Annotated in this window: 24 protein-coding genes and 1 tRNA gene; 10 read left to right on the top strand and 15 right to left on the bottom strand. The window is 58.5% G+C overall.

What is annotated here, in order from left to right:
- The first annotated feature begins 4 nt into the window (after positions 1–4).
- A complete protein-coding gene (locus DX909_RS22285; RefSeq protein WP_128547438.1) occupies positions 5–982 on the top strand; it encodes a KpsF/GutQ family sugar-phosphate isomerase in 978 nt (325 codons plus the stop codon).
- A 13-nt stretch (positions 983–995) separates the two neighbouring features.
- Here the strand turns inward: DX909_RS22285 and DX909_RS22280 are convergent, their stop codons facing one another.
- The gene (locus DX909_RS22280; protein WP_128547437.1) at positions 996–1,469 is read right to left on the bottom strand and encodes a DUF4293 domain-containing protein; all 474 of its coding nucleotides are present in this window, start codon (positions 1,467–1,469) and stop codon (positions 996–998) included.
- 47 nt (positions 1,470–1,516) lie between these two features.
- Here DX909_RS22280 and mnmC2 point away from each other — a divergent pair, with 47 nt between their 5' ends.
- Positions 1,517–2,197, top strand: coding sequence for a tRNA (5-methylaminomethyl-2-thiouridine)(34)-methyltransferase MnmC2 (mnmC2, locus tag DX909_RS22275; RefSeq protein WP_128547436.1), 681 nt, complete (start codon positions 1,517–1,519; stop codon positions 2,195–2,197).
- Here mnmC2 and msrC read toward each other — a convergent pair.
- From msrC to DX909_RS22250, 5 genes are all read right to left on the bottom strand, one after another.
- Complete coding sequence (gene msrC, locus DX909_RS22270; RefSeq protein ID WP_128547435.1) at positions 2,184–2,669, bottom strand: free L-methionine (R)-S-oxide reductase MsrC; 486 nt, start codon at positions 2,667–2,669, stop codon at positions 2,184–2,186. The two genes, mnmC2 and msrC, sit on opposite strands and share 14 nt — an antisense overlap.
- 11 nt (positions 2,670–2,680) lie before the next feature.
- A complete protein-coding gene (locus DX909_RS22265; RefSeq protein WP_128547434.1) occupies positions 2,681–3,178 on the bottom strand; it encodes a hypothetical protein in 498 nt (165 codons plus the stop codon).
- Between the two features lie 102 nt (positions 3,179–3,280).
- On the bottom strand, positions 3,281–4,081 hold the full coding sequence (locus DX909_RS22260) for a (Fe-S)-binding protein (RefSeq protein ID WP_128547433.1): 801 nt from the start codon (positions 4,079–4,081) through the stop codon (positions 3,281–3,283).
- 6 nt (positions 4,082–4,087) lie between these two features.
- Entirely contained in the window at positions 4,088–5,383 is a 1,296-nt protein-coding gene (locus DX909_RS22255; RefSeq protein ID WP_128547432.1) for a hypothetical protein, read from the bottom strand.
- Positions 5,384–5,511: 128 nt separating this feature from the next.
- Complete coding sequence (locus DX909_RS22250) at positions 5,512–6,855, bottom strand: 4Fe-4S dicluster domain-containing protein (protein ID WP_128547431.1); 1,344 nt, start codon at positions 6,853–6,855, stop codon at positions 5,512–5,514.
- 59 nt (positions 6,856–6,914) lie between these two features.
- Here DX909_RS22250 and DX909_RS22245 point away from each other — a divergent pair.
- The 6 genes from DX909_RS22245 to DX909_RS22220 all read left to right on the top strand — a co-directional run bounded on the left by DX909_RS22245 (position 6,915) and on the right by DX909_RS22220 (position 13,953).
- Positions 6,915–6,987: transfer RNA gene (locus DX909_RS22245), tRNA-Phe, on the top strand.
- Positions 6,988–7,171: 184 nt separating this feature from the next.
- On the top strand, positions 7,172–8,251 hold the full coding sequence (locus DX909_RS22240) for an alpha/beta hydrolase (RefSeq protein WP_128547430.1): 1,080 nt from the start codon (positions 7,172–7,174) through the stop codon (positions 8,249–8,251).
- Between the two features lie 24 nt (positions 8,252–8,275).
- Positions 8,276–9,736, top strand: coding sequence for a leucyl aminopeptidase family protein (locus DX909_RS22235; RefSeq protein WP_128547429.1), 1,461 nt, complete (start codon positions 8,276–8,278; stop codon positions 9,734–9,736).
- A 45-nt stretch (positions 9,737–9,781) separates the two neighbouring features.
- Complete coding sequence (locus DX909_RS22230) at positions 9,782–10,993, top strand: ATP-grasp domain-containing protein (protein WP_128547428.1); 1,212 nt, start codon at positions 9,782–9,784, stop codon at positions 10,991–10,993.
- A gap of 297 nt (positions 10,994–11,290) precedes the next feature.
- A complete protein-coding gene (locus DX909_RS22225) occupies positions 11,291–13,870 on the top strand; it encodes a GEVED domain-containing protein (RefSeq protein ID WP_164851370.1) in 2,580 nt (859 codons plus the stop codon).
- Positions 13,849–13,953: a T9SS type A sorting domain-containing protein gene (locus DX909_RS22220; protein WP_128547426.1), complete on the top strand. Its 105-nt coding sequence runs from the start codon at positions 13,849–13,851 to the stop codon at positions 13,951–13,953. Before DX909_RS22225 ends, DX909_RS22220 begins: the two co-directional genes overlap by 22 nt.
- Positions 13,954–13,959: 6 nt before the next feature.
- Here the strand turns inward: DX909_RS22220 and DX909_RS22215 are convergent, their stop codons facing one another.
- From DX909_RS22215 to DX909_RS22200, 4 genes are read right to left on the bottom strand one after another with little or no spacing between them, the layout of a single operon-like run.
- Complete coding sequence (locus tag DX909_RS22215; RefSeq protein WP_128547425.1) at positions 13,960–15,759, bottom strand: MutS-related protein; 1,800 nt, start codon at positions 15,757–15,759, stop codon at positions 13,960–13,962.
- An 8-nt stretch (positions 15,760–15,767) separates the two neighbouring features.
- Positions 15,768–16,187, bottom strand: coding sequence for a Fur family transcriptional regulator (locus tag DX909_RS22210; RefSeq protein ID WP_128547424.1), 420 nt, complete (start codon positions 16,185–16,187; stop codon positions 15,768–15,770).
- Positions 16,188–16,225: 38 nt separating this feature from the next.
- Complete coding sequence (locus tag DX909_RS22205) at positions 16,226–18,043, bottom strand: ABC transporter ATP-binding protein (protein WP_128547423.1); 1,818 nt, start codon at positions 18,041–18,043, stop codon at positions 16,226–16,228.
- A gap of 44 nt (positions 18,044–18,087) precedes the next feature.
- The gene (locus DX909_RS22200; protein WP_128547422.1) at positions 18,088–19,071 is read right to left on the bottom strand and encodes a gliding motility protein GldB-related protein; all 984 of its coding nucleotides are present in this window, start codon (positions 19,069–19,071) and stop codon (positions 18,088–18,090) included.
- 38 nt (positions 19,072–19,109) lie between these two features.
- On the opposite strand from DX909_RS22200, the gene DX909_RS22195 reads away from it, so the two are divergent.
- Both DX909_RS22195 and DX909_RS22190 read left to right on the top strand, forming a co-directional pair.
- Complete coding sequence (locus tag DX909_RS22195) at positions 19,110–19,994, top strand: outer membrane beta-barrel protein (protein ID WP_128547421.1); 885 nt, start codon at positions 19,110–19,112, stop codon at positions 19,992–19,994.
- Positions 19,995–20,038: 44 nt separating this feature from the next.
- Positions 20,039–21,478 (top strand): TonB family protein, encoded by a 1,440-nt coding sequence (locus DX909_RS22190; RefSeq protein ID WP_128547420.1) that lies wholly within the window; start codon positions 20,039–20,041, stop codon positions 21,476–21,478.
- Between the two features lie 45 nt (positions 21,479–21,523).
- On the opposite strand, the gene serS is transcribed toward DX909_RS22190, so the two are convergent.
- The 5 genes from serS to pdhA all read right to left on the bottom strand — a co-directional run bounded on the left by serS (position 21,524) and on the right by pdhA (position 26,735).
- The gene (gene serS, locus DX909_RS22185; RefSeq protein ID WP_128547419.1) at positions 21,524–22,795 is read right to left on the bottom strand and encodes a serine--tRNA ligase; all 1,272 of its coding nucleotides are present in this window, start codon (positions 22,793–22,795) and stop codon (positions 21,524–21,526) included.
- A gap of 11 nt (positions 22,796–22,806) precedes the next feature.
- Complete coding sequence (locus DX909_RS22180; protein WP_128547418.1) at positions 22,807–24,141, bottom strand: aspartate kinase; 1,335 nt, start codon at positions 24,139–24,141, stop codon at positions 22,807–22,809.
- 159 nt (positions 24,142–24,300) lie between these two features.
- Positions 24,301–24,801, bottom strand: a complete 501-nt coding sequence (gene ribH / locus DX909_RS22175; RefSeq protein ID WP_128547417.1) for a 6,7-dimethyl-8-ribityllumazine synthase — start codon at positions 24,799–24,801, stop codon at positions 24,301–24,303.
- An 85-nt stretch (positions 24,802–24,886) separates the two neighbouring features.
- Positions 24,887–25,588: a tetratricopeptide repeat protein gene (locus DX909_RS22170; protein WP_128547416.1), complete on the bottom strand. Its 702-nt coding sequence runs from the start codon at positions 25,586–25,588 to the stop codon at positions 24,887–24,889.
- 103 nt (positions 25,589–25,691) lie between these two features.
- A complete protein-coding gene (pdhA, locus tag DX909_RS22165; RefSeq protein ID WP_128547415.1) occupies positions 25,692–26,735 on the bottom strand; it encodes a pyruvate dehydrogenase (acetyl-transferring) E1 component subunit alpha in 1,044 nt (347 codons plus the stop codon).
- Between the last annotated feature and the right edge of the window lie 8 nt (positions 26,736–26,743).

Here is a 26,743-nt window from a genome sequence, read left to right as displayed (position 1 = left end):
AACGTTGAAATTAGTAAAAAAAAATATTCAGTCGACGGCCCGGAACGTCCTGCTGGCCGAAGCCGAGGCCATTCAGCGGGCAGTTGAACGGATCGATGAACAATTTGAATTCATCGTAGAGACCATCCTGCAAAGTTCGGGCCGGGTTGTGGTTACCGGAATCGGAAAAAGTGCGATAATCGGACAAAAAATCGTGGCTACCCTCAACTCGACCGGAACCCCGGCCCTGTTCATGCATGCCGCCGACGCCATCCACGGGGACCTCGGCATGATTCAGTCCGACGACGTAGTGATCTGCATTTCCAAGAGCGGTAACACCCCGGAGATCAAGGTGCTGGTTCCGCTCCTGAAGCGCACCGGCGTCCGGCTGATCGCGCTGGTTTCCCAGACAGACTCCTACCTCGGCTTACACGCCGACTTCGTCCTGAACGCCTATGCCGAACGGGAGGCCGATCCGCTGAATCTGGCCCCGACCACCAGCACTACCGTCGCCCTGGCAATCGGCGATGCTCTGGCCGTCAGTCTGCTGGAAGCCAGAGGGTTTACCAGTCAGGATTTTGCCCGGTATCACCCCGGCGGCTCCCTGGGAAAAAAATTGTACCTGAAAGTTAGTGATATTTACCCTCAACACGAAGTGCCTGCCGTTCCGCTCGACGCCGGCATCCACCAGGTAATTCTGGAGATGACCTCGAAACGTCTGGGCGCGACGGCCGTTGTCGATGAAGCTGGAAAGCTGGCCGGCATCGTTACCGACGGCGACCTCCGCCGGATGCTCAACCGGTTCGGGACGCTGCATCTGGAAGGCCTGCACGCCCGGGACATCATGACTCCCTCACCGCTGTGCATCGACCCGGACGAATACGCCACCCATGCGCTGAAACTCATGCAGGACCGGAGCATTACCCAGTTGATCGTCACGGCGGACGGGCAGGTCAAAGGCTTCATTCACCTGCACGACCTGCTGAAAGAGGGATTGGTGTGAATCGGATGGAAAATCAGCGGAAGCGTTTCGACTCCTGAACCAGTTTTTCGTCCCGCCGTATGAACCGGTTAGCCAGCATATTGAAGATCAAGGCGCCCACCAGTCCGTAAAAACCGGTCGTAAACGTGCCCTGGTCACCCGGATTGAACAGATCTTTCCCCTTATACAGCGTCAGGTACAGCACTGAACCCATGGCGATCGTCAGAAGAATGGCATTGACCGCGCAAAGCCCCATCTGCAGCAGCCGGTTGCGGTATTTGAAAATTATGAAAAGAGAAAGCCCCGCTACCACTACGGCCAGAATACCGATGTAATAAGCCGGCGTAATGAAGGAGGTAACCCCTTTGGTGTGCGTCAGTCGGAAAGCGGTCAGTTCGGCGGTTTCGGCAGCGCCCGCCCCGGTTTTGCTCCAGATCGGAAAGCCCAGCACAACACCCATGCACACGGCGATCAGGAACAGAAATATCGTTTGAACACGTTGAATCATTGAATTTTACTTTGAGACCCTGGAGATTTTTAGCCCGCGAATATACAATGACGAACCCTGAAAATAAAACCGGAAACCGGATCGTGCTGACCGCCGACGGCTCCACTTCGGTCTACAATGCCGCGGTGGATCAGCATTATCATTCCATCTTCGGCGCTTTGCAGGAATCGCAGCGGGTTTTTATCGAGCTGGGGCTGTATCCGGCCCTGGAGCGGTTCGGTGAAGTCCGGGTTTTCGAGATGGGGTTCGGAACCGGCCTGAACGCCCTGCTGACGCTGTCCGAGGCTGAAAAAGCCGGAAAACCGGTTCGGTATACGGCTGTTGAAGCCTATCCTTTACCGGAGGAGGAAGCCGGCCGGCTGAATTTCGGGGAGTTGTTAGGCAGTCCGTATCTGAAGCCGCTGCACGCAGCGCCCTGGAACCGGCGCGTCGAGCCGGCGCCCGGTTTTTCCCTGCTCAAACAGGGCGGTTTTCTTCAGGACTTTCAAACCGGGGAGCGGTTCAATCTGGTGTATTACGATGCCTTTGCTCCGGAAGCCCAGCCGGAACTGTGGACGGAAGAAATTTTTCAAAAAGTAGCCGGATGGATGAACCCGGGCGGTATCCTGACCACCTACTGTTCCAAAGGATATGTGCAGCGCAACCTGAAGGCGGCCGGTTTTTCCGTGGAGAAGCACCCCGGTCCGGCCCGCAAACGGGAAGTCCTGCGGGCCGTCAGAGAAGGGTAGTGATCAGGGCGGCTATCTGCTCCAGGCTACGGGCATCGACTTCGCTGAAATCGTCCAGCCGGTCGCTGTCGACATCCAGCACCATCGCCACTTCGCCGGCCGGATCGAACACCGGCACGACCACCTCCGACTTCGATGACGAGCTACAGGCGATATGGCCGGGGAACTGCTCGACGTCGGGTACCAGAATGGTCTCTTTCCGGGAGTAGGACGCTCCGCAGACCCCTTTGTCGAAATGAATGCGGGTGCAGGCAATCGGTCCCTGAAACGGGCCAAGCACGAGCTGATTCCCCTTCTTCAGATAAAAACCGACCCAGAAGAACCCGAACGCTTCTTTCAGTGCGGCCGCGATGTTGGCCAGGTTCGCCGTCAGGTCCGGTTCGCCCTCGGTAAGCGCCTGCAACTGAGGCAAAAGGCTATCGTAAATTTCCTGCCGTTCCGTGGTTTGGGGCAGAATGAGCGTTTCAGCCATGAAAAAAGCCGTTAAACCGTCGCGCGGTTGAAATACCGCTTCAGCCAGGAGTCTCCGGCTTTTACCTGCCAGTTGTTTTCCAGTTCGGCTTTCGTAGCGACCAGATTGTTGAATATGGTGGTTTCCGGAGTGATCTGGCCGTCGGCCACGGCAGCTTTCACCTGCGGCAGCGGCAGGGTATGGGCCACACCGTCCTGGGAAAGAAACGCCACCGAACGATCGAAGAAGTCGGTGTTGAGCGCCAGACCGATCTCCCGGACCCAGCGCACCGATGCGTCGATGGAGCAGCCGCTCGGCAGGTGATGCCCTTCATCGACCGCAATGATCAGGAACCGGTTGTTCCGCAGTTGGACCGAGCCCAGCAGGGGCGTTCCGTGAGCGGCCCAGTTGTCAACGGCCGGCTGAATATCTTTCTCGATGGCCGCAACTTCGGCCTCGGTCAGCGGTCGGCTGGACTGGTAAACCCAGGTCCGGGCCGTATCGGGAAGTTTATCGAATGACGTCCACATTGTTAATCGTGTTTAAGAGTGGAGGGGTTTGGGAGTTGAGGAGTCACTGCGCTGCTTTGCAAAGCCAACTCCTCAACTCCCAAACTCCCTCACTCATTAACTCTACAAACTGTACGCCTGGGCGACGAGTTCCGCCAGATCGTAGACTTTGACCGAATCTTCCCGGTCTTTGTTCTTGACGCCGTCGGTCATCATGGTCATGCAGAAGGGGCAGGCCACGGCGATGGTGTCGGCACCGGTCGCCAGGGCTTCTTCCGTCCGCTCGACGTTGATGTCTTTCCGGCCGGGTTCGGGTTCCTTGAAATACTGCGCCCCGCCTGCCCCGCAGCAAAGCCCTTTGGTCCGGCAGCGTTTCATCTCGACCAGGTCGGCATCCAGGGTCTGAAGCACTTCGCGGGGAGCCTCGTACACCTTGTTGGCCCGGCCCAGGTAGCAGGAATCGTGGAACGTGATCCGGCGGCCTTTGAAGGTACCCCCGCCTTTCAGCGTGATTTTTCCGGCGTCGATCAGCTGCTGGAGAAACTGGGAGTGATGGATAACTTCATACTGACCGCCCAGCTCCGGGTATTCGTTTTTCAGCGTGTTGAAACAGTGCGGGCAGGCCGTCACGATTTTTTTGACGCCGTAGCCGTTCAACACCTGGATGTTACCCACTGCCTGCATCTGAAACAGAAACTCGTTGCCGGCCCGCCGGGCCGGATCGCCCGTGCAGGACTCCTCGGTGCCGAGGACGGCAAATTTGACGCCGACCTGGTTCAGGATTTTCACGAATGCGACGGTCACTTTTTTATACCGGTCGTCGAACGAGCCGGCGCAGCCGACCCAGAACAGTACTTCCGGTTCTTCGCCGTTGGCGGCCATTTCGGCCATCGTCGGCACTTTATAGGTGGTATCTGCGGTCATGGTACATCAGGGAATCATCGGAAATCTGACCGTGTTGCCCGACGGCCTGCGCTGTCCCTGCCAGATGCCCCGGTACAGGTGGGTCAGGAAATAGAGCAGGCAGCCGATAATGATCAGTTCCATTGCGTATTCTACAAGATAATTAAACGCGCCGAGGGCGCTCCAGTCGGTATAGAAGGGGGTGCCGAGTCCCCACCAGAAGGTGGGCTGTACCACCACCAGCGCGTTGAAAATCAGCAGGGCCAGTATCTGTCTGAACGATTTCAGGTTGATGACGCTCACCAGCATCGGCATCAGAAAGATGAAGGCGTAATTGCTGAACGAGTTTTTATGAATGAACATCATGAAACAGAAGCACAGCGTCCAGAGGATCGGCAGGGCCTTCGGGAACGTGGCCCGGTGTTTCAGGGCCAGGGCGGCCAGGCAGGTGACACCTACCGTCAGCGCCACCCCTCCCCAGATCAGCGGCTTTGAATACGGCCGGAAATCGCCGATGAGCGGGCTCAGCACCGTCCAGAGGTTCGGCGCAAAGGGCAGCTCCGCAATCGACATCGGCGTCATGAACCGCGTTCCGACGAGCAGCAGCAGGATCACCAGCGCCGGAAGGCCCGTCAGCGCCAGACCGGCCACATACCGGACCGGCTTGTCGACCAGCAGCAGCAGGGGCACCGCAAACAGCACGAGCAGCGCCTTGGTGAAAATCAGCCCGAGGGCCATCACCACCCCGATCCAGAGACTGTCGCGGGTCTTTTGCCAGACAAGCGCCGTCAAGACCACGAACAGCCACATCCAGATATCTTCCTGCCCGCCGATGACGCACAGCACTATCGGGCCGCAGAGGGTCAGGTACAGCAGCATCCGCAGAAAAATGTCCGGGACTTCGCTTCGATAGGCCCGCCAGGTCAGTCCGATGGTCAGTCCTTCGACCAGGATCATCAGGAGCACGATGGCCTTCGCGTTGTTCCAGAAAACCAGCGGCAGGGCGGTCACGTAAGGAAACAGCGGGCTGTAGGGCGTCCAGAAGTCCGCGTAAACCAGGTCGCCGTGCAGGGCATGGAGGGCCGCTTCGTAGAAAACCGGTACGTCGGAACGGGGCTGCTCACCCAGAAGGATATATACGCCGATAAAGGGCAGAATGCGGAACGTTAGAAAAAAACCCAGTAAAACGGGAGCCTGTCGATGGGAGGGCAGCCGATTGATCAGTTTACGGTAACGCATCACCATAATCGTCACCAGGGAGGCTGCGAGTGCAATCTCCGTTTTGAGGGCGAGAACCGCAAAATTCAATAGAAGAATCGACATAGAACCACGAAATAGCCGACAAGGCGAAAATTGGTCTACAAGTTAGTCGATTGACATCAGCAGACCTTCCCGGGATGGCAGTTTTTCAGTAAACGGCAGGCTGAGAACATAACTCGAAATACCGGATATTATTGTTTCAGCTGATCTGCCCAGTTGAATCGGTCGCTGGGCGAGAATTTCCAGGGTGCCATGTTGTTTTCGATGTTGCTGAACATGGCATTCCAGGAGCCCGGCGCCTGAGCCTCTTCCATGATCCGATACCGACGCAGCTGCTGGATAATGTCCAGCGGGTTGATGTTGACCGGACATTCCTGCACGCAGGCCTGGCAGGTCGTGCAGGCGTTGATCTCCTCGGCCGTAATGTAATCCCCCAGCAGGCTTTTGCCGTCGTCGAAATCCGGGCCGGTCTTCTGCCAGCCGCGCTGGAGGTCTTCCAGCCGGTCGCGGGTATCCATCATGATTTTGCGCGGAGAAAGCTTCTTTCCCGTCAGGTTGGCCGGACAGGCCGCCGTACAGCGCCCGCATTCCGTGCAGCTGTAGGCATCCATCAGGTTTTTCCAGCTCAGGTCCCGTACGTCCTTTGCTCCAAACCGCCCCGGTTCTGCCGGAGGTTCGGTCGGGTCCGCGCCGGGGATGCCCAGCGCCAGCTGCACCTCCTTCGTGATTTCCGGCATGTTTTTGATCTGTCCCTTCGGCCGCAGATCCGAATAGTACGTGTTCGGAAAAGCCAGCCCGATATGCAGGTGCTTGGAATACGTCAGGTAGACGGCAAAGCCCAGAATGCCCAGGATGTGGAACCACCATGTAAACCGCTCTACGGCCACCAGCCCCGGATCGCCCAGGCCGCTCAGCAGCGGCTCGATGAACCGGCTGACGACAAAGCTCCCGACCGTTCCGCGCAGCTCCCCGTAATGACCGAAGCCCCGTTCCCGAAGCAGGCTGTCGGAAGCGTTCCAGGTCAGGAAGGCGGTCATAAGCAGAATCTCGAAGACCAGGATCAGCGTGGCGTCGGTGCGGGGCCAGCGGCCCATCTCCCGGTGCCGCTCCGGCTGAAACCGGGCGACCTTCGCCACGTACCGACGCGCCAGGAAACCCACGCACACCAGCAGAACACCCAGGGCCAGAATCTCGAAGGTGTTGATGATGAACGGATACACCCCGCCCAGATAGGGCGCAAAAAGCCGGTGCGTACCGAAGATACCGTCCAGGATAATTTCCAGTACCTCGATGTTGATGATGATGAACCCGAGGTAGATGACGAAGTGCATGAGGCCCACGAGCGGTTTGGTCATCATCTTCTTCTGCCCGAAAGCCACCCGCAGCATGATGTTGAGCCGCTCGCCGGGATGATCGCTGCGGTCTTCCGGCCGACCCAGCAGAATGGCCCGCCGGATCAGACCGATGCGCCGGGTCAGAAACCAGCCGGCCGCAGCCAGCGCCAGGACAAATAAAATCTGTTCAAAAAAAACCATATCGTTTGCTTTAATAGAAACAACCGCTACCTTTGCACCCACAAAACGGAAATTACTCCGGTGATGTAGCTCAGTTGGTAGAGCAAAGGACTGAAAATCCTTGTGTCGGCGGTTCGATTCCGTCCATCACCACCTCAAAACCCTGCCTGCCGGCGGGGTTTTTTGTTTTCAGGATACTTCCCCCGATGCTTCTTTCTGATGGCATTTGGTATGCAAGCATACTATTTATTGATTGACAAATTTACAATAAAACAGAAGGAATTCAAGGAAGTTATCCTAAAAAGCAGGACTAAAAAGAGACAGGATTGTCCACACCATGAACGCACTTCATCTGGAACTAACCACCCTGGCGGATGACGACCGCCCGGTTTTCGTTTCCGGAAATTTTTGTGACTGGATTCCCGACCACGGCGATTTCCGGATGCAAAAGAAAGGGCCGGGACGATATTTTCTGCAATTTCCGGCCGAACTTTTGGCCGCCGGTGAACCCCCGGTTTATAAATATACCCGGGGCAGCTGGGATTCGGTCGAACTCGGGCCGGCGGGTGAACGGACCCCCAACCGGGAGCTTCCCCGGCAAGCCGGGACCCGGCAGGACCTCGTTCCGCACTGGCGCTGGTTCGGCCGGCCCTTCAACCCGGAGCTGCTGCCGAAAATCGAGATGGTCGATGAAGCCTTTGCCCTACCGCAGCTGAAAACGACCCGCCGGGTGCAGGTGTTGCTGCCCTATGATTACGAGGCTTCCGATAAACGCTATCCCGTACTCTACCTGCACGACGCCCAGAACCTGTTCGGGGAAGGGTCGCCTTTCGGGAACTGGGACATCGACCAGAAACTGGCCATTCTGGCGCACCGGGGCCATCATGCGGTGATCATCGTCGCGATCGACCACGGAGAGGAAGCGCGCATCGCCGAATATTCACCCTATAAAACCCGCCAGTTCGACGGGCTGGGGCGACCTTACGTCGACTTTATCGTCCAGACGCTGAAGCCGCACATCGACGCCGGGTATCGGACGCTCACCGGCCGCGAACAGACCGGCCTGGGCGGCAGTTCCATGGGCGGGCTGATTACGACCTATGCCGGCTTCTGGTATCCGGAGGTTTTCGGCCGGTTGATGGTTTTTTCGCCTTCCTACTGGGCCGCCCACCGCGTGTATGCCGAGGCCGCCCGGTATTTCGTGCCCGGCCCGACGCGGCTTTATCTGTACGGCGGTAAGATGGAGTCGGCGTATCTGGTTCCAAACCTGAAACGGCTTCAGGAGTCGTTGTGGCAGCGGGGGCCGGAACGGGTGCGGCCGGAAATCAAACTGGAGGTCGACGCCCAGGGTGAACACAACGAGGCCCGCTGGTCGCTCGAATTTCCGAAAGCCGTCGAATGGTTGTTCTTTCACTGAAACAAATCGAAGGAAAACGCTGCTATGCATATTCACCTGACGAATGAACCCACCGCCGAGGTGCTGGTACTGCCGATTCCGCAAACCGATACCCTGAGCGACCGGCTGACCGAACTGGCCGGGCGGTTCGGGCTGGAGGCATCCGTACTTCAGCAGGACTTCCGGGCGGAGGCTAAGGAAATACTGTCGCTCTATCTGACCGGCGGTCGGAAGGTCTTTCTGCTCGGCCTGGGGAAGGAGCCGTCGGCTATCGACTGGCTGAAAGCCTTTCGGGAGCTGTTTTTCCGGCAGCAGAAACGGCTGGGTCCGATGGTCGCCGTCGATCTGAAGGCCGCCGGCCCGGATGCGCTGGAAGCCGCCGTCTTCGGGATTCACTGGGGCGGGTATGATCTGAAACTTTACCAGACCGATAAACCGGCCCGTTCCGGGTTTTACGAAGGGCAGGGCGAACTGGAAATCCTCACCGGTGATGAACGCCGGGCTGAGGCCGGGGAGGCTCTCGCACGGGCTGCGGCCCTGGCCGACACCCACCGGCAGATTCTCGACCTCATGAATGCGCCTTCCAATTACGTAATGCCGCAGACGCTGGCCGACTGGGCGGTGGCCTCCGGCCAAAAATACGGCTATTCCGTCACCGTCTTCGATAAGGCCGAAATCGAGCGGCAGGGAATGAAGGCCCTGCTGAGCGTCAACAAAGGCAGTGAACACCCGCCCGTGTTCATCATCATGGAATACAAACCCGCCGACCGGCCCGGGGCAAAAACCGTGGGGCTGGTCGGGAAGGGCATTACGTTCGATACCGGGGGAATTTCCATCAAACCGTCCACCAATATGCACCTCATGAAGAGCGACATGGGTGGGGCGGCCGCCGTACTGGGCACGATGGAGGTGGCCGCCCGGCTCCGGCTGCCGGTCCATTTGATAGGAATTATTCCCTCGACGGAAAATATGGTCGACGGGAAGGCTACCCGGCCGGGCGACGTGGTCGGCTCCTACCTCGGTAAAACCATCGAAATCATCGATACCGACGCCGAAGGACGCGTGATTCTGGCCGACGGGCTGGGATACATGGTCCGGAACTACCGCCCCGATTTTCTGATCGACCTGGCGACGCTGACCGGCAGCGTGGTGGCGACGCTGGGGTATCATGCCGCCGGCTTGTTCAGTAGCAACGAACTGTTAAAGAGCCGGTTGGTGGAAGCGGCCGACCGCACGGGCGAACGTTTGTGGCCGCTTCCACTCTGGGAGGTGTACCGGGAAGACATTAAATCCGACGTCGCGGACGTAAAGAATTTCAGCGGAAAACCCGTCGCCGGAGCCATCAGTGCCGCCAAATTTCTCGAAGTATTTACCGAAAACCATCCGGCCTGGGCGCACCTCGACATTGCCGGAACGGCCTTCGCCGACACGGAATTCGGCACGCAGAAGAACGCGTCGGGTTTCGGAATCAGGCTGTTGACCGACTTTCTGCGCCATCTGCCGTAAAGCATTTTTTGTTATTTTGCCGAGAGCATTCAATCTACTTCATCGATGAAGCCCCTGTCTTTTCTGTGCATTGCCACCTATTTCAAGGGTGAGGCATTCCTGCAGGCCTGCAAGGAAGCCGGGAACACGGTGTATCTGCTGACGGTCGAAAGCCTGGCCGGCAGCCCCTGGCCGCGCGAGGCCATCGATGAGGTCTTTTACCTTCCTTCGCAGGATAACTCGGTTCAGAATCTGGAAGCCATGCTGAAAGGGCTGGCCTATACCATGCGCTCCAGGCCCATCGACCGGGTGGTGGCCCTCGACGATTTCGATGTCGAAAAAGCCGCCCTGATCCGCGAAACTTTCCGGATCGACGGAATGGGGCAGACGACGGCCCGGTTTTTTCGGGACAAGCTGGCGATGCGGATACGGGCGGCATCGGCCGGCATCCGGGTGCCGGCCTTCAGCAGTCTGTTTCACGATGAAACGATTTCCGGATTCCTGCGGTCGACGCAGGCGCCGTGGCTGATCAAACCCCGCTCCGAAGCGTCGGCCACCGGTATCAAAAAAGTCCATTCTCTTGAAGAAGCCTGGCAGGTGATTCACGCTTTGGGCGACAACCGGCATAATTTCCTCATCGAGCAGTTCCGGCCTGGCCGGGTTTACCATGTCGACTCCCTGTCGATGGAAGGCCGCATCGTGTTCAACCGGGCGAGCCAGTATCTGGCCACTCCGATGGAGGTGGCCCACGGCGGGGGCGTTTTCCGGACGGCCACGCTTCCGTCCGATTCGCCGGAGAGCGGGCGGCTGTATGCCCTCAACGCGCAGGTGATGGAGGCCTTCCGGATGCAGTACAGCGCGTCGCACTCCGAATACATCCACAGCGACGAAGACGGCGAGTTTTATTTCCTGGAGACCTCCTCCAGGGTAGGGGGAGCCAACATCGCCGAACTGGTGGAAGCCTCCTCGGGCATCAACCTCTGGCGCGAATGGGCGAGGATCGAATCCGCCGTAGCCCGGAACGAGCCGTACCGGCTCCCCGCAATTCGGCATACTCATGCCGGTCTGATCATTTCCCTCGCCCGGCAGCAATGGCCGGACACCTCCTCATTCAACGATCCGGAAATCGGGTGGCAGATCCGGAAGGAACACCACATTGGCTTTATCGTTACCTCGGATCGCCGGGAGAGGGTCCTCGAATTGCTGGACCGGTATATGGACCGCATTTATCAGGAGTATCATGCCTCCGCACCCGTACCCGAACGGCCTACCCATTAATGGCCAGGTATAGAATTGGTATAATTTTTGTCTGTCCATACAATAGATCTGATTTCCGGAAATCCCCTTCTTGTAGCTATCCAGTTTCTTTTCATCTGCTTGTAGCTTCTCGTTAGCGACCGGCGGCCCTCCCGGCTTCCGGACGGCTCATCTTTCACAAATACTGCAGCCATGAAAACCTTTGGATTAGCCTGGTTACTGTTTTTAGTAACCTCCTGGACTACGTTTGCCCCTGCTCAACCCCCCTGCGGGACGCCGGCCCCTTCGGCTCCTGCCCGGGACAGCCTCCACGCAATTTTGGAAACCTACCGCGGGCAGGCCGCGAAGTTGCGGGCCGCTACCACCGTCCGTTATGTGCCTCTGAAAGTGTTCATTTGCCGGAAAACCGACGGAACCGGCGGAGCCGACATCCCGAAACTGCTCAGCGCCATAGCCTCGGCCAACGCCCGATTCCAGTCGGCCCGGATTCAGTTCTTCATGACCGGCCCCCCGACGATTATCCGGAGCGATGCCTGCTACGACTTTGATTATGACACGGAATACCGGGTCTTTGCCGGACCAATGGCCGATCCGAAAGCGATCAATGTTTTTGTACTCAATTCCTTAGCCCTTAACGGTAGAGGAATCGGTGGTTTGTATGCCGGAGAGATCTTCCTTCCGACGGTCGGTCTGAACGGCCAGGCTCTCACTCATGAACTGGGGCATGCGTTCTCGCTCATGCATACGTTCGGGGCAGGAACCGAGCGGGTGGCCCGCACCAACTGCACCTCCAAGGCCGACGGCCTCTGCGACACCCCCGCCGACCCCTGGGACCTGCCCGGCGGCAGCGGTGCCGACGACGGCACTATGGTGTTCAAAGGCACGATCCGCGACCCGGACGGCAATCTGTATCAGCCCATGATGAACAACGTCATGTCCGAATGGATGCTGTCCCGTTCTCCCAGTGCCCGCTTTACGGCAGGACAGCTGGAACGGATGGCCAATTACCTGACGTTCGGACTTCAGCATCCGAGCCAGTCGTTACGGGAACGCTACTCGGCCTTGCCCGAAGGGGTCGTGGCTCCGGCCATTACGTCGGTTTTGAAGGTAAACGGCAAAGTGCAGATCAACTGGCAGGACCGGTCGGCCAACGAGACCGGCTTTTTCATTGAACGGGCGGTCGCCGGATCGGCCGACTTCCTTTGTGTCGGCGGGGTCGGCCCGAACGTCACCACCTTTACCGATACGGGCGTCCCGCTGAATACCAACTATATGTACCGGATTCGGCCGGCCAACACCGCCACCGGTTCGCTCAGCCCGGCGGTCAGCTTTTCGGTCGGGAACTGGTACTGCCTTCCGCAGTCGGCCAACGCCGTGACCAGCAACCCCAACGCCCGGATCGGTATCGACGAGGTGACCATCCGGACCGCCGACAATACGACGCTGATGACCAGCAACAACACCGGCTTTGCCGCCGACCCCGATTTCTATTCGGATTTCTCCTCTTCCCGGGCCCCGGCGACCCTGAAAGCCGGTCAGGGATACCGCCTGACGATCAGGGCGCTGTTCCGGGATCAATATTCGGCGGTCGCTGCGGTCTGGGTCGACCTGAATCAGGACGGCACCTTCGGCAGAGATGAAAGACTCGTGGTTCCGGCCGGAGAGCTTTGGCCGGGCAATGCCCTGGCGGAATGGCTTTTCATTCCGGCCACCGCCAAACCCGGTAAAACGTATATGCGGATCCGTATCGTGGACCCGATACCGCCCGACCGGCCCTCGGACCTGGATCCCTGCGGGATTTTATACGGTCGGGGCGAAACGGAAGATTATGCCCTGACGATTCTGGCGCCCACCGCAAGCGGTTCACCAACCACCCCGACAACTTCCTGTACTCCGCCCGTGGCCGTTATTTCCGGCGATGCGGTCATCCAGCCCGGAGCCACGGCCCAGTTGAAGCTGACCGTCACGGCGAGTCGGCCCTGGAACCTGACGGTCGTCGGCACGGACGGGTACCGGATGCCGGTTTCAGGCAGCGGCAGTTTGGTCTATCTAAGCGTTAAACCGACGCAGACGGCCACCTATTTTCTGGCCGGAGCCGATAATGTCTGCGGGAAAGGAACCGTTTCAGGACAGGCCCGGATAACGGTGCAGACGCCCTGCCTGCTGCCGACGGCCAGCCTTGCGGAAAGCAAGACCCTGTTTGCCGGCCAGACGGTCCAGATCCGCGTAAACCTGACGGGCAGCACCCCCCTGAGCCTGACCATGTCCGACGGACAGGTGTTCAGCAACAAATATTTTGATTCCCAGTATGTGGACGTTCATCCCACCACCACTACGACTTACACGGTGAAGCGGGTCAGCAACGCCTGCGGGGTCGGGACCACCTCCGGGTCGGCTTTAGTCACGGTGCGGTCGGATTGTCCTCTCCCGGCGGCATCCATGGAAGGCAACGAAACCATCAGGGCCGGCAGCGTAGCCATGCTGCCGATTGCAGTTACGGCCGCTCCGCCCTGGAGCGTGACGGTGGCAGGAACCGACGGCTACCGGTTTTCCTTCACCCACACCCATGAATACGTTTATCTGTCCGTAAAACCGGCACAGACTACGGTCTACACGCTTCTGGGCGTCAGTAATGCCTGTGGCAGAGGTTCCGTTTCGGGGAAAGTGACCATCACGGTTCAGAATACGGCGGCCCGGCTGGCGGCTTCGGCCGAAGCAGTGGGTAAACCGCTCCGGATTTATCCTAATCCGGCGGGCAGCGGGCTGTTGATCCGGTATACAGGTTCCGGCGATTGGCAGGAGGAATTGTTCATTACCGATCTTTCCGGCCGGGTGCTGAAAGCCATTCCTGAACCTCACAACCCGGCCAGGGAGAGATGCTGGTGCAAACCTCGGTGAGCGAACTGCCTTCCGGTCTGTATCTGCTCGTGCTGCGCCGGGGAGGGGAGGTGTTCTCCGAAAAGCTGCTGGTTGCCCGTTAGGGGCGGTCAATCCTGCAGCTGAATGCCGATGTGCTGCATCAGCTGGCTGGCGTTGAAGCTCCGGCAGACGCCTTCCTGCAGCTGATAATCGAAATGGAGCTTCCCGTCGACCACGTCCGAATGAAAACTGAAGTTATGAACGAACGGGTGGTCGGCCGCCAGTTCGCCCAGTTCGACATCATGGGTGGAGACGAAGCCGGAGGCCGTGGTTTCGTGGAGCTGAAAGATCAGCGCCCGGGCACCCCGGTGCCGGTCGGCGGAGTTGGTTCCTTTCAGGATTTCGTCGAGGAAGTAGAGAACCGGCCAGTTTTCGGTCTGGCGGGTACGTTCGATGAGCGTTTTGAGCCGTTTTAATTCAGCGTAGAACGAAGAGGTGTTTTCTTCGAGCGAGTCCTGCGTCCGCATGCTGGTGAACACCTGCACGGGAGAACAGATCATCCGCTCGGCGGCCACCACGGATCCGGCCAGGGCCAGAACAACGTTGGTCCCGACCGTACGCAGAAACGTACTCTTCCCGGACATATTCGAGCCGGTAATCAGGATGGTTTGCCCCCGGCCGTTCAGCGAAAGCGAATTCGGAACACTCCGGTCCGGGCGCAGCAGGGGATGACGGGCCTGCACGACTGTCACGTGCAGGTCCTCCTCCTGCAATTCCGGTACGGTATATTCCGGATGCGCATAGGCCAGCCCGGCCAGGCTGTTGAGGGCTTCGATTTCGGCCAGGGCGTCGAGCCATTCAGCCAGATACGGACCGTAGGTGCGCTGCCAGCGTTCGAGTGCCGCCAAATAATGGAGATCCCAGAGGGTCGGCAGGCCGATCAGCAGGGAGAAATACGGGTTTCGGCGGAAATTCAGGTTCTCGACCAGCCGGCTCAGCCGGCCGATGGCGGCCGGGGCCGGGCGCGACCCGAGCGTCAATACCGCCTGAAGCCGGTGCAGCACGGCGGCCTTGAACGTTGGAGCCGATAAATGCTCCAGCAGGTCGCGGTAGGTTTTGAGCGTCTGAGCGATGGCATACGTCTGCTCGCTGACCGCCTTCGAGCGTTCGGACGTCCGGCCCAGCACGACCGCATGGACCAGCAGCAGCCCCGTAACCGCCCAGCCCGGCACCAGCGCATTCAGCCAAAGGACGATCATCCCGAGTGTCATGGCCGGCAGCAGCCAGCGCAGAACGGCCAGATACACCGGAAGGGGTTCGGCGGGGCGGGTGGCCCAGCTTTTCAGGCCCTCGGGGGATTCGCCGACCGTCGGGTTCAGAGAGGCCAGGGCTTCCAGTTCCTGCCGCCAGTCGATCAGAGGCTGAAGTTCCCGAACGGCATCCTGGCGGAGAACGATCTCATCGACCGGAACCGGGGCGCGAAGGTAAGCGGCCAGTTTATGGCGGCCCTCGAAGGTGTGCGTCCGGTTCAGCAGCCGGAAAACGGAGTGGTTTCCAAAAACATCCAGGTCGCCCGCGTAGGGATGGCCCGGATCGGCGAACTCGGCACCGGTTTCGGCCCGGACGAATTTCCGTTCGAGCCGGCCGGCTTCGTCGCGGTTGACGTAGGCCAGCCGGCGAACCCGGTCACGGCGTCGCTGAATGGCCTGGTGGCGTTTCAAAAGGATCAGAAAGCCGGCTACGGCAGGCAGCCCGGCCGCGAAAGCCGCGACGGTTCGGCCCGTGTCGAACAGATAATAAAGCAGCAGAACACCGAGAATGAACCAGCCGAGCCGGATGACGGCCAGTCGGTTATAGGCGGCACTTTCTTTCAGTTCCTGTTGTAAAAAGCGCGTTTCCCGCTCGGAAAAAACTTCTGAAGGCGTCACAGGGGCCGTTATTTATTGCAAAGCGGACAAACGCCCTGAATGAGTAGGTTGGTTTCCCGGCGGCTATACCCGAAAGGCAGCTCGACGGCCGGAATGTGCGTGGTTTCGAGGCAGGTCGTCTGTCCGCACTGCTCACACTTGAAATGCACATGGTCGTGGCGATGGTGATTATGAGCGCAGGCTTCGCGGCACAGCGCGTATTTCAGCCCGCCTTCATCATCCAGAACCTTATGAAGAATGCCTTTGTCGACAAACGTCTTCAGGGTACGGTAGATCGTCACCCGGTCGAAGTTATCCTTTAGGCCCTCTTCGATGTCGTGATGGCCCAGAGCATAATTCGCACTGAAAAACGAGTCCAGCACTTCCTCCCGGCAGCTGGTGTGCCGGAGGTGAAACTCGTTCAGTGTCTGTTTGATGGCGTCTTTCATAGGCAATCAGCCTTCCGGACCGGAGAGGCTATTTACGCTTAGTCCGTGAGTTCAAATTGTAATTTAACCAAATTCGCGTACAACCCTTCTTCCAGCAGGCTCAGTTCCTCGTGGGTGCCGGCCTCGGCGATCTGGCCTTCGCGAATGACGTAGATCGTATCGACCTTCCGGATCGTGGCCAGCCGGTGGGCGATGATGATCGTCGTGCGGTTCTGCATCAGCTCGTCCAGCGCGTCCTGCACCAGCCGTTCCGACTCGGCATCCAGCGAGCTGGTGGCTTCGTCGAGAATCAGAATGGCCGGATTTTTCAGAATGGCGCGTGCAATGGCGATCCGCTGCCGCTGCCCGCCCGACAACTTGACCCCGCGTTCGCCGACGACGGTCTGGAACTTCTCGGGGAAAGATTCGATGAAATCCAGGGCATTGGCTTTGCGGGCGGCTTCCATGACCTCATGCTCCGTCGCCCCCGGCTTCCCGTAGGCGATGTTTTCCAGGATCGTTCCGCCGAAGAGAATAACCTCCTGCGGCACGACGGCGATGTTGCGTCGCAGTTCCCGGATGTCCAGTTCTTCGATGTTGCGCCCGTCGACGGTGATCGTTCCGCCCGTGATCGAGTAATACCGCAGCAGCAGCTGGACGATGGTCGACTTTCCGGCCCCGCTCTGGCCGACGAGAGCAATTTTGCGTCCGGCGCCCACATCCAGGGAGATGCCCTTGAGCACTTCGATATCCGGCCGGGAAGGGTAGGAGTAACGAACGTCCTGGAAAGCGATATCGCCCCGCAGCGGGCTGGTTTTCACCGAAGGTTCGACGGCCGGCAGGTCCACTTCGGACGGTTCTTCGAGAATGTCCAGAATGCGTTCGGAGGCCCCGATGGTCCGCTGAATCTGGGCGTAGAGGTCGCCCATGCCGCCCACGGCCCCGCCGATGTACATGGTATAGATGACGAACGTCACCAGATCGGAAAAGGTCATCTCGCCGGCCATCATGAGTCTGGCGCCGTACCAGACCACCCCGACGATGCCGCCGAAAAGGGCGAAGACGATGAACGATACGAACGTGCCCCGGAACGTGGCCGCCTTGAGTGCGTTCTGCACGACCTTGTCGAGGGCCGTCGAATACCGGTTGACTTCATAGGGTTCGTTGGTAAACGCCTTCACGACGTTGACCGACTGGAGGGTTTCCTCGACGACCACGTTGGCCTGGGCCAGTTCGTCCTGCGCCTTCCGCGACAGCCTGCGGATATACCGCCCGAAGAAGATGGCGGCAATGATGATTACCGGCACCGTCGACAGCATGAAACCGGTCAGCTTCAGCGAGGTGAACGAGATCAGCGCCACCCCGGCGATCAGCGTCACGATCTGGCGCAGGAATTCGGCCAGCGTACTGGAGAGCACGTCCTGAAGCTGCGTCACGTCGGAGGAGATGCGGCTCGTCAGTTCCCCGACCCGGCGCTGCTCGAAGAAGAAAACCGGCAGTGTGATGATCTTTTTATACACCGCCCGCCGGACGTCGGCCATGGCCCGTTCGCTGACCTGCGAAAAGAGGTACACCCGGGCGAACGAAAATCCCGCCTGGAGCACCAGCAAGCCGAACAGAGCCAGCGTGACCTGGTTGAGCGAAAGGGACGAAGCCTGGTTCTCGACGACTTTCAGGATGTTGCCGAGGTATTTGGGGAAAATCAGCGAGGTGCCGGTCGACAGGAGCAGGAACACCAGACCGGCGATGAAATAGCCCCGATAGGGGCCGATGAATCGGAATACCCGCATCGATTTCCGGAGGGAATCGCGGGAAATTTTCTGTTTTTTGTCTTCCGGAGCGACTTCATCCGAACCGCCCCTGCCACGTCTTGCCATGTACTTTCTTTTCTCCCTTAGTCGTTTAACGGACCGTCGTTATTTTAGGTTTCTTCATCTTTCAGCCCCTTGTAGCCCGACTGCTCGAAAATCCGGCGGGCGTCGGCGGTCTGCATCAGGGCTTTGATGCCCGGGTCTTTCTCGTCGTTGTATTTGCCGACGATCCGCCAGCCTACCCAGCGGGCGATGGCTCCGGGACATTTCGTACTGATCTCGGCCGTAAACGGTCGCTCCGTGATATAGCGGTTCTTGACGGACGGGTTGGTCTGGTAAAGCAGTTGTGCATCGATGAAATAGGCCCAGATGTCTTCCTGAACGTTGAAGGTCTGCGTCAGCTGCCGGTCGGAATAACCGATAATCAGGCTGTCGGGAGTGTCCGGCAGCATGGCTTTCGTAAACACATAGCCTTTGCCGTAATATACCATGTCGGCCAGCAGCGTCTGGTCCTGCCGGTTGGTGGCGTTGAACCGGTCGGAGATGGCAAAAACGATGGCCGGAACGATGTATTCCTTCTGATACCGTCGCAGGATATAATTCGGAAACTGCTCACCCACGGGCCGGTATTTGGCCTTCGGACCGATGAAGTAATCCAGTGCGATCACGATCAGGCTGTCGGTGATGACCAGGTCCGGCCCCATGAAGCCCGTTACCATGGCCGCCACCTTCGGCGGTTTGAATTCCGGATAGATTTCCCGGATATTGGTAAACGCTTCCGAGAGCTGGCCGGTCAGGTCGCCCAGGGTACCGAAGGTCTGGTGAACCTGGTCATACAATACGCCCAGTTCTTTATCGTTTACCCGATGAGTTAACTCATTGACTAAAGCGGTATCATTTCCGAAGCGGGTCGTTCCGAAATAGGCCCGGGCAATATCCCGGTTGGTATCGAGCCAGCGACGGATATCCTTCGGATTGCGGGCCGCGAACAGCTGTTCGTCCGACCGTTGAATCAACACCGGTTCCTTCGTTTTGGAGCAGGCACTGAAAATGAGTAAACTTACTAAAACGAAAAAGACACCTTGGAGCTTCATCCGAATACGTGGGCGTTCTCTTTGAAACATACAAATTTATGAAAAAAGTTGCAGTACTGGTCCTGCTTTTGGGGCTGGTTTGGAATGCCCGTGCGCAGGGTCGGGTGACGGTTCAGGAAAAGCGTTCCGGCAGCGAGGCAACTGAAAAAGAAGAACGCTCTTCCGACGACGGATGGGGCCAGCCCGGCCCGCGCCGGAATTCCCGCCCGAAAACCGACACCCGCTCGTCCGATCGCCGGTCGACCGAGCGGGTGTTCCGGCGGATTCAGGAAGATGAAGTCGATTACGCTCCCCCGCAGAAGCTGATCGAGATGAGTTTCCGGTTTGCCCCCTCCGTTACCTTCAATACGGCGGAAGGCTTCAATTCGTATACGGGTTTTCGTGAAAATGGTGCGGGGATGCGGCTGAGCCTCGGCCCTTCGCTCGATTATTTCTTCTTCAAGGACCGCTATTCGTTCAGCTCGGGGCTCTGGTATACCATCCACCGGTCGGGCTACCGGATGCCGGGACAGTTCGGCCAGCCGGTCTGGGACCCGGCGGCCAAAACCCAGCAGTCGGCCTATAATCTTCAGTATCTGCAGATTCCGCTGTCGGCCAAGATGTACGCCAACAATCTGTTTCCTAACGCCCGGCTTTACATTCAGACCGGCGGGCTGGTGAACGTCAAACTGGCCGAAAAAGCCCTCGACCCGACCCATAACGGCCTGTTTCAGTTCGCCGAGGACAATGGCCGGTATAACCGCCAGTACAGCCGCTTCGGCCTGGGCCTGCTGCTGGGCACCGGGATTCAATACCGCCTGAACCAGAACCAGGCGTTCATCATGGGAATCGCCTACCAGCGGGGCCTGACCGACGTGGCCCGGGCGAAAGACCTCGTTTCCAAAAACCACATCATTTCGCTGGAACTGGGCTTGAAATTCTGATAATTCGCTCATATTTTTCGGCTTTAACACTGTTTCATCCACCCATGAGAACATGTCTTAAAGCCGTGTGTCTGCTTTTGTTGCTGACGCCTGCCCGGGCGCAACAGCTCTACAAGGAATTTGAAGTCGATTCGGCGGCCCGTCCGAGGGGCGGTTTTGCCCTGCTGGAACGGTTTCTCGACGTAAACCGGCGCATGCCGTATGCCGCCGAGGTAAGCCGGGTTCAGGGCCGGGTGATTCTCTCGGCCATTGTGGGACCGGGGGGCGAGGTGTCGGAGGTGAGCGTTCTGCGGGGTCTCCGGCCCGACTGCGACCGCGAAGCCGTCCGGGTGTTCAAACTGTTCCGGGCCTGGCAGCCCGCCCTCAAAGACGGAAAACCGGTTCGGCAACAGCTCACTTACCACGTCCGGTTCGCGCCGGGTCCCCTGAAGGCCGAACCGGGCCAAACCACCGCCTTTTACAACAAAGACGGCTTCCAGACGCCGGACAGTACGCAGGCCGGTTTTAAAATCGTCACGCCGGTCGACAGCACCGGTATTCCGAACGGCACGCCGGTCTTCTTCACGGCCGAAAACGGCAAATGGCAGCGGACGTTTGAGTATATTCTGGAAAAGAAGACGATTGCCCGCTACAACGACGATCCGGACGCTCCCGACTCCATCCAGGTCACTTCCATCCGATCCTCGAACCTGCTGTATCAGTCCGACGGCCCCTGCTATTCGTTTTATCCGGACGGGGCTCTGTTTGCGCAGGAACACTTTTCGGCCGGAAAACCGGCCGGGCAGGCAAAATACTATTACCCGAACGGCATGGTCCGGCGACTGGAAGAAACGCTGGCCGACGACCAGATCCGGGAGTGGCACTGGCATCCGAACGGGCAGCTGGCCCGGGTTTCCGTCCGCAAACCGGCCGCTCCGGGCGCTTCATCGCTGGTGTTACTGAACCTGTGGGATGCCGCCGGAAAGCCGCTGGTGACGGAGGGCAACGGGACGGCCCGGATGGTTTCAAAACAGAATAGCCGGCTGCTGGAGGAGACTGGGCGCGTCAAAGACGGCGAAAAGGAAGGCGTCTGGGAGGGTAGATTTGCCGACGGAGGCCTGTTTTACCGGGAAAACTATCAGGCCGGGAAGTTTCTTTCCGGTATGGCGTATTACGGTACGGATTCCGTAGCCTACGGCGAACCCGAACGGAATCCGGAATTTAAGGGCGGAATGAATAGTCTGGGGCAGTTCCTGGCCAGTAACATCCGTTATCCCGAATTTGCGTCCAAAAACAGGATTCAGGGGCGGGTGGTAATCAGCTTTGTGGTCTGCGAAGACGGCTCACTCTGCAATTACGAGGTCATACAGGGCGTACACTCCACGGTAGACCGGGAGGCTCTGCGGGTAGTGAAGGCCTCCAACGGAAAATGGAAACCGGGCATCCAGCGGGGAAAACCCGTTCGGGTGAGGCATCGTCTACCAGTGAATTTTCAGCTAAACTAAAAAAGAGCGGACGCCTTTCCTGGCCGGAAAGCGTCCGCTCTTTTATTAACTGATCCGGTCGAAGCCGCAGTAGGGGACCAGCACCTCGGGAATCCGGATGCCTTCGGGCGTCTGGTTGTTTTCCAGGATGGCCGCCAGAATCCGGGGCAGGGCCAGCGCCGAGCCGTTGAGCGTGTGCAGCAACTGGGTTTTTCCCTCCACCCGGTACCGGAGCTTCAGCCGGTTGGCCTGATAGCTTTCAAAGTTGGACACCGAGCTGACCTCCAGCCAGCGCTGCTGGGCTGCCGAAAACACCTCCATGTCGTAGGTTAGGGCCGACGTGAAGCCCATATCGCCCCCGCAGAGCCGGAGTACCCGATAGGGCAGTTCCAGCTTCTGCAGCAGCGACTGCACATAGCGGCTCATTTCTTCCAGAGCCTCGTACGACTCCTCCGGTTTGCGGATCTGCACGATCTCCACCTTGTCAAACTGGTGCAGGCGGTTCAGGCCGCGGACGTGCGCGCCCCAGGAGCCCGCTTCACGCCGGAAGCAGGGCGTGTAGCCCGCGTTCTTCACCGGCAGCTGATCGTCGGCCAGAATCACATCCCGGTAAAGGTTCGTGATCGGTACCTCGGCCGTCGGGATCAGATAGAGTTTTTCTTCGGTGATGTAGTACATCTGGCCTTCCTTGTCGGGCAGCTGGCCGGTTCCGAAACCGGAATCCTCGTTGATGACGATCGGCGGCTGTATCTCCAGATAACCGGCCTGCAGGGCCTGATCCAGGAAGAAATTGATCATGGCCCGCTGAATCCGGGCGCCCTTGCCTTTGTAGACCGGAAAACCAGCCCCGGTGATCTTGTTGCCCAGATCGAAGTCGATGATGTCGTACTTCTTGATCAGCTCCCAGTGAGGCAGGGCACCTTCCGCCAGGGTCGGAACGGCGCCATTCTGCAAAACCACCTCGTTATCTTCCGCGCTCCGGCCCTCCGGCACGCTGCTGTGCGGCAGGTTCGGAAGCGTCACCAACACGGCCTGCAGCTGCTGCTCGACGGTTTTCAGCGTTTCTTCGAGGTCTTTCGAGCGGGTTTTGAGCTGGGCGGTTTCGGCTTTGGCGGTTTCGGCCTCGGCCTTCTGACCGGCTTTCATCAATGCCCCGATCTCCCGCGCCATGGCGTTCGAGCGGGCCAGCACGTCGTCGAGTTCTTTCTGGGTATCGCGCCGTTGCTGGTCGAGGGCCAGCACCTGATCGACGGCGGTTTCCGCGTTGGCGAAGCGCTTCTTTTGCAGGCCCGCCAGCGTGGCGTCACGGTTATCGCGGATAAAGGGAATTTGAAGCATGAGAATGTCGGTTAAGCTTCCTTGAGGGCGAACAGACCTTCGTTCAGGGCGTTCAGGGCTTCGGCTTTGTAACGGCCGTGGACGAGCAGCGAAATGTTGTGCTCGGTGCCGCCGTAGGAGATCATCCGGATCGGAATGCCCTCCAGGGCTTTCAGCACCTGAAGCGCAATACCGGCGTTGTCGGCGCTGAAGTTACCGACGATGCAGATGATGGTCTGGTCGTAGTCCGGTTCTTCCAGGTCGCAGAACGTGCGGAGTTCGTTCATGATCAGCGGCACGTTCTCGGTATTATCGACGGTGACGGACACCGACACCTCCGAGGTGGTGATCAGGTCGACGGGCGTCTTGTATTTCTCGAATACCTCGAAAATCCGGCGCAGGAATCCGTAGGCGTTCAGCATCCGCAGCGAGTGGATGTAGAGGGCCGTGATGCCGTCTTTGGCGGCCACGGCCTTGAACACCTGATCGCTGGTTTTGGTGGCGATCAGCGTGCCGGGGGCGTCGGGGTCCATCGTGTTTTTCAGCCGGACCGGTACGCCGTACAGCTTGGCCGGGGTGATCGTGGACGGGTGCAGGATTTTCGCTCCGAAATAGGCCAGTTCGGCGGCTTCCTCAAAGGTCAGCTCCCGGATCGGGAACGTCCGCTTCACGATGCGCGGGTCGTTGTTGTGCATGCCGTCGATGTCGGTCCAGATCTGAATTTCGTCGGCCCGGATGGCCCCGCCGATCAGGGAAGCCGTATAGTCGGAGCCGCCCCGCTTCAGGTTGTCGACCTCACCGCGCGGGTTGCGGCAAATGAAGCCCTGCGTCACAATCAGCTTCTTGTCCAGATGGGCCCGGAGCATTTCGCGCAGCTTGCGCTCGATGAAGTCCAGTTCCGGCTCGCCGTCGGCGTCGATCCGCATGAACTCCAGCGCGGGCAGCAGGATCGAGGCTTCGCCGGCTTCCTCCAGATACGCCTGGAACATCTGCGTACTCAGCAGCTCTCCTTCGGCAACCAGTTCTTTCTCCTGTTTCAGCGTGAACGGCCTGATGCGGGTCAGCGAGCGAATGAACGAGAACTCGTTTTCGATGATCTGCTGCCCCTTCGCCAGCCCTTCCGAGGTTTTGTACAGTTCCCGGACGAACGTGTCATAGTGTGCCTTCAGATGCTCCATTTTCTCAACCGCTTCGTCGGCCTGATTCGCTTTCAGCGATTCGGCAATCGACAGCAGCGCGTTGGTCGTACCCGACAGCGCCGACAGGACAATGATTTTCTGACCGTTGTCGGCCGTAATCAGGTTGCGAATGGAGTGCATGCGCTCAGGCTTGCCCACGGATGTTCCGCCAAATTTCCAGACTTGCATGAATTGGGAATAATTGAATGGTTGAATAATTGAATGATTGAATGCGCTCCGCAGAAGTGAAATTGTTGAGTTGTTGAATTGTTGATTTGTTGGATGGGCTCCGCAGTGCAGGATTGGCAACGCACATTCAACAATTCAATCACTCAACAACTCAACAATTTACTTAAAGCTGTATACCTGTTTTTGCAGGCCGAGCATCTTGATGGCGGTCATGGCGGCTTCGTCGCCTTTGTTGCCGTGGATGCCGCCCGCGCGGTCGAGGGCCTGCTGCTGGGTGTTGGGCGTCAGGACGCCGAAGATGACCGGTTTTCCCGTCTTCAGTCCCACGTTCGTCAGTCCCTGGGCAACGGCGTGGTTGATGTAATCGTTGTGTTTGGTTTCACCCTGGATGACGCAGCCGAGCGCAATGACGGCGTCGATGTCGTCGCGCTGGGCGAACCACTGGGCACCGAGCGTCAGTTCGAAACTGCCCGGCACGTTGCCCCGCACGATGTTTTCCTTTCTGGCGCCGTACTGGACGAGCGTCTGATAGGCGCCTTCGAAGAGGGCCTCGGTTACTTCGGTGTTCCATTCGGCCACGACGAGGGCAAATCGCCGGCCGCTGATATCGGGCAGGTTATCGGTGGAAAAGACGCTCAGGTTCTTCAGCTCGGTAGCCATCGGTTTCTGGTTGAAGTATTTACAAAATAAAAGGACAAAACCCCGGTCGGCTTTGTCCTTTCGCACTGGTTTGATTCAGATATGCTTATGACTCGCCAACCGTACTTTCCAGAGCGGATTTATACTTCTTGGCGTTCGCCACTTCAGCGGCATTCGGATATTTCTCGATGATCTGATTATACGTATCGACGGCTTCCTGAACCTGTTTATTCTGTTCGTAGGCCACCGCCAGTTTCATCAGATACGAGGGCGAAAAGTATTGGTTCGGCTTGTGATCGGCGGCTTTCTTATAGAAGGAGATCGCTTCGCCGTATTCCTTCTTCTCCATATAGGCATCGCCCACGAGCGCGTAGGCGCGGGCCTGAACGAGCAGGTCGGATGAGCTGAACCCTTTCAGGTGTTCGATGGCATCATCATATTTTCCCTGCTTGAGCAGCGCGACACCGGCATAAAAATCAGCCAGATTCCCGGCGGGAGTGGCTCCGTATTCGTCGGCAACCGTCACTAAGCCTTCATTGGCTCCGTTGCCGCTGAGCGCTTTTTTCAGCGAGTCGGCTTCCCATTCATAGACGGAGGGGAACATGGCCGTCTGTGCTTCCTGGTCCTGGCTGCCGACCCAGTAGCGATAGCCGAAAAAGCCGACCACCGCCAGAACGAGGGCACCCAGAACGCCCAGAATGAGATTCCGGTTTTTCTCGAAAAACAGCTCCGCCTTCCCCAACTTTCCGGCCAGTGCGGCCGGGTCTTCCAGAAACTCCAGTTTGGAGCCTGTGTTTGTCTTACTCATTTGAAATATTTACAAAATTTCGGACTGCAAAATTAGTGATTTTCTGTACAATAGAAAGAATAACCGGGAAAATTTGCAGGACGAAACAGGACTCCGTCCCGGCTTATTCCGAAATGAACGGGTAATCTTTCTGCATATAGACGTCCTTGAACGCTTCGTCCGGCGACGGATAGGGAGATTCCTCGGCAAACTTCACCGACTCTTCCACGATGGCCTTTATTTTCTGGTCGATAGCCGCCAGGTCCTCTTCGGTGGCCAGCTTCTGGTCCAGAATCCGGGCGCGGACGTTCTCGACCGGGTCGCGCTGTTTGTATTGCTCCAGTTCCTCTTTGGTCCGGTACTTCTGCGGGTCCGACATGGAGTGGCCCCGGTAGCGGTAGGTACGGAATTCCAGCAGGGTCGGGCCCTCGCCGTTGCGGGCACGCTCGGCGGCCCGGCTTACGGCTTCATGAACGGCCTCCACGTCCATGGCGTCGACCGGTTCGGACGGCATGTCGTAGGCTTCACCCAGCGTGTACAGGTCGGTTACGTTCGACGTGCGGGACACCGAGGTACCCATCGCATAGCCGTTGTTTTCGATGACGAAGATGACCGGCAGCTTCCAGGTCATCGCCATGTTCAGCGTCTCATGGAAGGCACCCTGCCGGACCGCACCGTCGCCCATGAAACACATGCAGAGGTTTTTCGTCTTGTTGTATTTTTCGGCGAAGGCAACCCCGGCACCCAGCGGAATCTGTGCGCCGACGATACCATGTCCGCCCATGAAATTGACCGACTTATCGAAAATGTGCATCGAGCCGCCTTTTCCCTTGGAGGAGCCGGTCTGTTTGGCAAACAGTTCGGCCATGACGGCTTTCGGATCGCTGCCCAGCGCCAGCGGAATGCCGTGATCGCGGTAGGCCGTAATCCATTTGTCATCTTTGGTCAGGGCCGATACGGACCCGGAGGAGCAGGCTTCCTGCCCGATATAGAGGTGACAAAATCCCCGGATCTTCTGCTGGCCGTAGAGCTGACCGGCTTTTTCTTCAAATTTGCGCTGGAGCAGCATGGATTCGTACCAGTACAGGTAGCGCTCCTTCGGGTGCTTGGTCTTTGCTGCGGCTGGCGAAGCGTCGCCCGGCTTAGATTTTTCCTTTACACTTGCCATATAGTTCG

Source organism: Larkinella soli (assembly GCF_003703975.1).
GTDB classification, from domain to species: Bacteria; Bacteroidota; Bacteroidia; order Cytophagales; family Spirosomataceae; genus Larkinella; species Larkinella soli.
Note: the sequence above shows the minus strand (reverse complement) of the source record. Positions and strands in the feature narration are given on the sequence as shown.

What these genes read in the sequence shown, in the direction of transcription:
- DX909_RS22280 (WP_128547437.1), bottom strand. Translation starts at nt 1,469, where the DNA reads ATGATTCAACGTGTTCAAACGATATTTCTGTTCCTGATCGCCGTGTGC.
- mnmC2 (WP_128547436.1), top strand. Translation starts at nt 1,517, where the DNA reads ATGACGAACCCTGAAAATAAAACCGGAAACCGGATCGTGCTGACCGCC.
- msrC (WP_128547435.1), bottom strand. Translation starts at nt 2,669, where the DNA reads ATGGCTGAAACGCTCATTCTGCCCCAAACCACGGAACGGCAGGAAATT.
- DX909_RS22265 (WP_128547434.1), bottom strand. Translation starts at nt 3,178, where the DNA reads ATGTGGACGTCATTCGATAAACTTCCCGATACGGCCCGGACCTGGGTT.
- DX909_RS22260 (WP_128547433.1), bottom strand. Translation starts at nt 4,081, where the DNA reads ATGACCGCAGATACCACCTATAAAGTGCCGACGATGGCCGAAATGGCC.
- DX909_RS22255 (WP_128547432.1), bottom strand. Translation starts at nt 5,383, where the DNA reads ATGTCGATTCTTCTATTGAATTTTGCGGTTCTCGCCCTCAAAACGGAG.
- DX909_RS22250 (WP_128547431.1), bottom strand. Translation starts at nt 6,855, where the DNA reads ATGGTTTTTTTTGAACAGATTTTATTTGTCCTGGCGCTGGCTGCGGCC.
- DX909_RS22240 (WP_128547430.1), top strand. Translation starts at nt 7,172, where the DNA reads ATGAACGCACTTCATCTGGAACTAACCACCCTGGCGGATGACGACCGC.
- DX909_RS22235 (WP_128547429.1), top strand. Translation starts at nt 8,276, where the DNA reads ATGCATATTCACCTGACGAATGAACCCACCGCCGAGGTGCTGGTACTG.
- DX909_RS22230 (WP_128547428.1), top strand. Translation starts at nt 9,782, where the DNA reads ATGAAGCCCCTGTCTTTTCTGTGCATTGCCACCTATTTCAAGGGTGAG.
- DX909_RS22220 (WP_128547426.1), top strand. Translation starts at nt 13,849, where the DNA reads ATGCTGGTGCAAACCTCGGTGAGCGAACTGCCTTCCGGTCTGTATCTG.
- DX909_RS22210 (WP_128547424.1), bottom strand. Translation starts at nt 16,187, where the DNA reads ATGAAAGACGCCATCAAACAGACACTGAACGAGTTTCACCTCCGGCAC.
- DX909_RS22205 (WP_128547423.1), bottom strand. Translation starts at nt 18,043, where the DNA reads ATGGCAAGACGTGGCAGGGGCGGTTCGGATGAAGTCGCTCCGGAAGAC.
- DX909_RS22200 (WP_128547422.1), bottom strand. Translation starts at nt 19,071, where the DNA reads ATGAAGCTCCAAGGTGTCTTTTTCGTTTTAGTAAGTTTACTCATTTTC.
- DX909_RS22195 (WP_128547421.1), top strand. Translation starts at nt 19,110, where the DNA reads ATGAAAAAAGTTGCAGTACTGGTCCTGCTTTTGGGGCTGGTTTGGAAT.
- DX909_RS22190 (WP_128547420.1), top strand. Translation starts at nt 20,039, where the DNA reads ATGAGAACATGTCTTAAAGCCGTGTGTCTGCTTTTGTTGCTGACGCCT.
- serS (WP_128547419.1), bottom strand. Translation starts at nt 22,795, where the DNA reads ATGCTTCAAATTCCCTTTATCCGCGATAACCGTGACGCCACGCTGGCG.
- DX909_RS22180 (WP_128547418.1), bottom strand. Translation starts at nt 24,141, where the DNA reads ATGCAAGTCTGGAAATTTGGCGGAACATCCGTGGGCAAGCCTGAGCGC.
- ribH (WP_128547417.1), bottom strand. Translation starts at nt 24,801, where the DNA reads ATGGCTACCGAGCTGAAGAACCTGAGCGTCTTTTCCACCGATAACCTG.
- DX909_RS22170 (WP_128547416.1), bottom strand. Translation starts at nt 25,588, where the DNA reads ATGAGTAAGACAAACACAGGCTCCAAACTGGAGTTTCTGGAAGACCCG.
- pdhA (WP_128547415.1), bottom strand. Translation starts at nt 26,735, where the DNA reads ATGGCAAGTGTAAAGGAAAAATCTAAGCCGGGCGACGCTTCGCCAGCC.